Annotated in this window: 4 protein-coding genes and 1 pseudogene; all 5 read right to left on the bottom strand. The window is 70.7% G+C overall.

Going from position 1 to position 4,871, the window contains the following annotated elements; all coding sequences use genetic code 11:
* Nucleotides 1-228, bottom strand: a pseudogene (locus HUU95_RS08390) (bifunctional 4-hydroxy-2-oxoglutarate aldolase/2-dehydro-3-deoxy-phosphogluconate aldolase); the annotation flags it as partial.
* A gap of 96 nt (nucleotides 229-324) precedes the next feature.
* Nucleotides 325-1,821: a deoxyribodipyrimidine photo-lyase gene (locus HUU95_RS08385; RefSeq protein WP_174279707.1), complete on the bottom strand. Its 1,497-nt coding sequence runs from the start codon at nucleotides 1,819-1,821 to the stop codon at nucleotides 325-327.
* Between the two features lie 87 nt (nucleotides 1,822-1,908).
* Nucleotides 1,909-2,349: an SRPBCC domain-containing protein gene (locus HUU95_RS08380; protein ID WP_174279706.1), complete on the bottom strand. Its 441-nt coding sequence runs from the start codon at nucleotides 2,347-2,349 to the stop codon at nucleotides 1,909-1,911.
* A gap of 89 nt (nucleotides 2,350-2,438) precedes the next feature.
* Nucleotides 2,439-3,398, bottom strand: a complete 960-nt coding sequence (gene egtD / locus HUU95_RS08375) for an L-histidine N(alpha)-methyltransferase (protein ID WP_174279705.1) — start codon at nucleotides 3,396-3,398, stop codon at nucleotides 2,439-2,441.
* Nucleotides 3,399-3,495: 97 nt separating this feature from the next.
* Nucleotides 3,496-4,776: an ergothioneine biosynthesis protein EgtB gene (gene egtB / locus HUU95_RS08370; RefSeq protein ID WP_174279704.1), complete on the bottom strand. Its 1,281-nt coding sequence runs from the start codon at nucleotides 4,774-4,776 to the stop codon at nucleotides 3,496-3,498.
* Nucleotides 4,777-4,871 lie beyond the last annotated feature (95 nt).

The raw sequence follows: 4,871 nt of genomic DNA, 5'->3' as shown, positions 1-4,871 counted from the left end.
GTCGAACTGGTCGGGCGTCACCACCGTGCCCGCGCCGACGATGGCGCCGGGCACGCCCTTCATCGCGCGGATCGCGTCAAGCGCGGCGGGCGTGCGCAGCGTCACCTCCAGCGCGCGCAACCCGCCCGCGACCAGCGCCTCGGCGAGCCCCCGCGCGGCGGACGCGTCGTCGATCACGAGCACCGGGATGACGGGCGCCAGGCGCAGGAGGTCGCTGATCTGGGTCATGGCGCCGGCCATGCCGATGAGACCGTCCCGCCGCAAGCAGGGGATCACGGCAACGGCGCAGCCACCTTGGCGGCGCTCACGAACCGCGCGCCCGCGTCAGGCCCTGATCGGCGACGGCACCTCGCCGGTCAGATAGGGGTCGGCGGGCGGCTCGGCGGGGACCTGCACGTCGATCGCGGGCCGCGCCGCCTCACGGGCGAGGAACGCCGGCCCGTTCGCCTGTTTGCGGATCGAGGCGTCGGTGCGCATCGGCACCAGGCCCTGGATGGGCAAGCGGCGATAGCCCGGCTGCGCGTCGCCGAACGCCCAGGCCATGTTGCCCCAGGTCGACGGATCGCGCCCGTCCAGGCTCAGCCGATCGTTGAGATAGTTCGCCGTCGCCCAGCCCGCCTCCGGACTGGGCGTCATCGCGATCAGCCGCTTGGCCCAGTACATGCGCAGATTGTTGTGCATCCAGCCTTCGAGCAGATATTGTTTCTGACAGGCGTTCCAGCTCTCGTCCGCCGTCTCGCCGCGCACCAGCGCGGGCAGGTCCCACAGGTCGGGGCGCGGATCGGCGGCGTGCTCGGCCAGTTGCGCGCGCGCCCAGTTCGGCACGCGATCGTAATGTTCGGGCACCGCCAGCGCGCGCGCCTTGTAGTGGAACCACTCGCGCCAGGTCAGCAGCTCGTCGAGGAACTTGGCGCGCGCGTCGGCGGTGACGTCGGCTTCCTGCACCACCGCGACCATCTCGCGCGGGGAGACGACGCCGAAATGGAGGTAGGGCGACAGCTCGCTCGCGCCGTCATTGGTTGAGCCGTCGCCGCGCGCCTGCGCATAGGCCGGCAGCACGTGGGTGCGCAGCCGGGCGAGCCGCTCGACGACGGACGCGCGCGTCGCGGGGAATTTGGCGGCGACCGGCAGCGTGTGGTCGATCGCGCACTCGGCGACCAGCGCGTCGAGGTCGGCGTCGGCGAGGTCGCCAAGCCGATCCGGCCGGAACGGCAGCTCGCCCGCATAGGCCGGCACCGTCGCGACCTCGTCGGTCCAGCCATACCAGTCCTCGCGCGCCGCCTGGTGCCGCCGCCGGAACGCGGACGTAGTCTTGACGCCCTGATCGAGCGCCAGCGGCGGGATCACGCAGGCGGCGTTGACCGCGAGCACCGCTAGGTCCGCCTTGCCGGCGAATGACCGCGTCTGCCATTGCGCGACGAAGCCCGGCTGATCCTCCGCCACCACGCACGCGGCCTGCGCGGCGAGGCGGTAGACCAACCCCTTTTCGCGGTGGCTCGCGCGATCGATGAACTGGACGCAGGCGAGCCCGCGCGCGGCGACATCGCGCTCCAGATCGCGGCTCGCGCCCAGGATGAACCGGTGCAGCCGGTCGGACGCATAGGGGTAATCCTCGCGCAGGCCGTGATAGACGAGCACGGGCAGCCGCCACGCGTTGCCGAGCCGGACGGCGGCGTCGATCACCGGATTGTCGGTCGCCCGCAACGCCTGTTGCAGCCAGCACAGCACATAATGGGCGGGGCTGCGCACCGGCCGATCGTTGAGCGCGACGACGCGAGGGCCCTCGCGCCAGAGAGAGAGGATAGCGACGGGATCGGTCATGCACGGCTCGGTAGGGCGCGAACACCCAGCGTGGAAGATGGCAGACCAGCGTCGCTGACGAACATGTGTCCGAATGCCGACCGAGGTTTATCCGCCGTCGAATCGCCGAGTCAGTTCCGCCGCCATGTCGCGGTTCATGCGCTCGAAACCGGGCTTGAATGTCTCTGGCTTGACGACGCGCACGAGCAGTCCCGTGAATGTTTCGCCGTGGGTAATGGTCGTGCCACCCTGCCCATGAGCCGCCAAGGTCCAGAAATGCTCGCCATCGAACAATCCCTTGACGATCAGGCGCCCACGCCAACGCAGTTCGCGGCTTTTGTCCACGACGAGGAGCGTCGGCTTGAACGTCGTTTTCCTGTCTGGCGAGGGGGAGAGGGTGATCTCCAATTTGTTCCCGACGACCAGCTCACCGGCTGCGGCGATCATGAAGCTGTTCCAGGACTGGTATGACGGCAGGTCTGTGAGCACCTGCCAAACCTGCTCAGGACTTTGCGGGACGGAGAAGGTGGTGACCAGTTGATGCATCATGTCGCGATCCCCTCATGAACGAGATGTTGTACACTCATCGCCGCAGTCGCTTGAAGATGACGAATGGCATGACTTGACCACCTCAACGGTCAGGGTCCCGCCGACCCGCCCCGTGCCTCCGCCAGCAGCACCGCAAAGAGGCCGGCCTCGTCCGTCCACTCCGCCACCGGTTCCCAGCCGCCGGCGCGGAGCAGCAGGCGGGCGTCGCGGGGGCCGTATTTGTGGCTGTTCTCGGTATGAATCGTCTCGCCGGCCGTCATCACGAAGCGCTCGCCGGCGATCGTGAAGGTCAGGTCGCGGGTCGCCGCCAGGTGCATCTCGATCCGCGCGGCCTCATCGTTCCAGCGCGCCTCGTGCGCGAAGGCGTCGAGCGGCACGTCGCCGGCCAGCTCGCGGTTGATCCGCGCCAGCAGGTTCAGGTTGAACGCCGCCGTGATGCCGGCCGCGTCGTCATAGGCGGCGACCAGCGTGGCCGCGTCCTTCACCCGATCCATCCCGATCAGCAGCTGCGCGCCCCCCTGTTCCTTGGCCCCCAGCGTCCCCGCCATCGCGCGCAGCAGGTCCACCGCCTGGCGCGGGCCCATGTTGCCGATCGTCGAGCCGGGGAAGAAGCCGAGCTTGGGCGCGTCCGCCACCTCGGGCGGGAGCGCGAGTGGGCGCAGGAAATCCGCCTCGACCGGCCATACCGGCAACCCCGGATACGCCGCCGCCAGTGCCGTGGCCGACGCGCGCAGGAACTCGCCCGAAATGTCGATCGGCACATAGGCCGACGGCGCGATCGCGCGGAGCAGCAGCGGGGTCTTGGCCGACGAGCCGGAGCCGAACTCCACCACCGCGCGGCCCTGCCCGGTCCACCGCGCCAGCGCCGGCCCGATGCGGCCGAGGATGCCCACTTCGGTGCGCGTCGGATAATATTCGGGCAGCGCAGTGATCGCCTCGAACAGCTCGGACCCGCGCCGGTCGTAGAACCAGCGCGCGGGGATCGCCCTGGGACTGGTCGCGAGGCCGGCGAGGACGTCGGCGCGGAACTGGGGATCGGCGTCGGTCATGTCGTGGTCACCCCCGCGAACGCGGGGGCCCATCTCCCGCCCGCTCGATCAAGCATCACCGTCAGGAGATGGGTCCCCGCTTGCGCGGGGATGACGATTACAGATCCCGCGCCAGACGCACACCGGTGAACTGCCAGCGCTGGTGCGGGTAGAAGAAGTTGCGGTAGCTCGCGCGGACATGGCCGCGCGGGGTGGCGCAGGAGCCGCCGCGCAGCACGAACTGGCCGGACATGAACTTGCCGTTATATTCGCCGACCGCGCCCTCGGCCGCGCGGAAGCCGGGATAGGGCCGGTAGGCGCTGCCCGTCCATTGCCAGACGTCGCCGAACAACCCGACGCCCGGCCGGGGCTCGATCGGACCGGCGCGGTCGAGCTGATGGCCACCGCCCGCGTCCTCGTCCGCCGCGACCGCCTCCCACTCGGCTTCCGTGGGCAGCCGCGCGCCGGCCCAGGACGCATAGGCGTCTGCCTCGTAGAAGCTGAGGTGCGTCACCGGCGCGGCGGGATCGACCGAACGGCGGCCGTCCAGCCCGAACCGGGTCCAGCCCTCGCCATCGCGCGCCCAGTAGAGCGGCGCCTCGATCGCCCGCGCCTTGACCCAGGCCCAGCCGTCCGACAGCCACCAGCGCGGCTCGGCATAGCCGCCATCGTTAATGAACGCGGCCCATTGCGCGTTGGTGACGGTGCGGTCGGCGAGCGCGAAGGGGCGCAACAGCACCTCGTGACGCGGCCCCTCGCAGTCGAACGCGAAGCCCGGGCCCGCATGGCCGATCGACACGATCCCGCCCCCATGCTCGCGCCAGCCGATCGGCCCCGGCCCCTCGACTTCGCTCGGGACAGGCCCCTCGACTTCGCTCGGGACGACCCGCACCTTGGTCGCCGCCGGCCAGAGCGCGGGTTCCAGCGGGTTCTCGGAAAACAGGTGCAGGATGTCGGTCTGGAGCAGCTCCTGATGCTGCTCCTCGTGCTGGCAGCCCAGCTCCACCAGCGCGCGCGCGTCCGCGCCCAGCGCCGGCAGCGCGTCCGCCAACGCCGCGTCGACATGCGCGCGATAGGCGCGCACCTCGTCCAGCGTCGGGCGCGTCACCATCCCGCGCCGGTCGCGCGCGTGGCGGCCGCCTTCGGCTTCGTAATAGCTGTTGAACAGGAACGGCCAGCGCTCGTCGTGGAGCCGGTAGCCGGGCACATGGTCGCGCAGGATGAAGGTTTCCAGGAACCAGGTCGTGTGCGCGAGGTGCCATTTGGCGGGCGACGCGTCCGGCATCGACTGGGCGCTGGCGTCGGCGTCGGACAGGGGCGCGGCGAGCGCGAGGCTCAGCGCACGCACGGCGGCGAAGCGCTGCGCGAGGGGATCGGACGCGGGCGCCGGCTGAGGCATGGGACGGCCTATCGCCCGCGCCGCGTCAAATCAACGCGTCAGGCCCGGCCGCCACAGCACGTCGCCCGCGCCGCCGTCGTTGGCCAGGCGCGCGG

It is taken from the genome of Sphingomonas bacterium (assembly GCF_903643065.1).
Lineage (GTDB): Bacteria > Pseudomonadota > Alphaproteobacteria > Sphingomonadales > Sphingomonadaceae > Sphingomonas.
This window is presented reverse-complemented; position numbering and strand designations above follow the sequence as displayed.

Excerpts from the sequence above, each read along its gene's own strand:
- HUU95_RS08385 (WP_174279707.1), bottom strand. The coding sequence starts at position 1,821 with ATGACCGATCCCGTCGCTATCCTCTCTCTCTGGCGCGAGGGCCCTCGC.
- HUU95_RS08380 (WP_174279706.1), bottom strand. The coding sequence starts at position 2,349 with ATGATGCATCAACTGGTCACCACCTTCTCCGTCCCGCAAAGTCCTGAG.
- egtB (WP_174279704.1), bottom strand. The coding sequence starts at position 4,776 with ATGCCTCAGCCGGCGCCCGCGTCCGATCCCCTCGCGCAGCGCTTCGCC.
- egtD (WP_174279705.1), bottom strand. The coding sequence starts at position 3,398 with ATGACCGACGCCGATCCCCAGTTCCGCGCCGACGTCCTCGCCGGCCTC.